The 411-nt window shown below is 56.7% G+C and carries 1 rRNA gene; it reads left to right on the top strand.

What is annotated here, in order from left to right:
* Positions 1-411, top strand: a 23S ribosomal RNA gene (locus tag PUR53_RS08965); the annotation flags it as partial.

The raw sequence follows: 411 nt of genomic DNA, 5'->3' as shown, positions 1-411 counted from the left end.
GCGAGCGAAACCGGATGAGGCCAAACCGTATGCGTGTGAGACCCGGCAGGGGTTGCGTATACGGGGTTGTGGGATCTCTCTTCTGTTGTCTGCCGGCAACAGGACGAGTCAGAAACCGATGATGTAGGCGAAGGACATGCGATAGGTCCGGCGTAGAGGGTAAGACCCCCGTAGCTGAAACATCAGCGGCACGTTTGAGAGACACACAAGTAGCACGGGGCCCGAGAAATCCCGTGTGAATCTGGCGGGACCACCCGCTAAGCCTAATTATTCCCTGGTGACAGATAGCGGATAGTACCGTGAGGGTATGGTGATAAGTACCGCGTGAGCGGAGTGAAATAGTACCTGAAACCGTGTGCCTACTAGCCGTGGGTGCGTCGCGCATCGTGTTTACTCGGTGCGTCGTGACTG

Origin of the sequence: Streptomyces sp. SP18BB07 (genome assembly GCF_036322545.1) — a bacterium.
In the GTDB taxonomy this organism is placed as follows: domain Bacteria; phylum Actinomycetota; class Actinomycetes; order Streptomycetales; family Streptomycetaceae; genus Streptomyces; species Streptomyces deccanensis.
The sequence above is the reverse complement of the archived record's forward strand: the minus strand, read 5'-3'. Positions and strand labels throughout refer to the sequence as shown.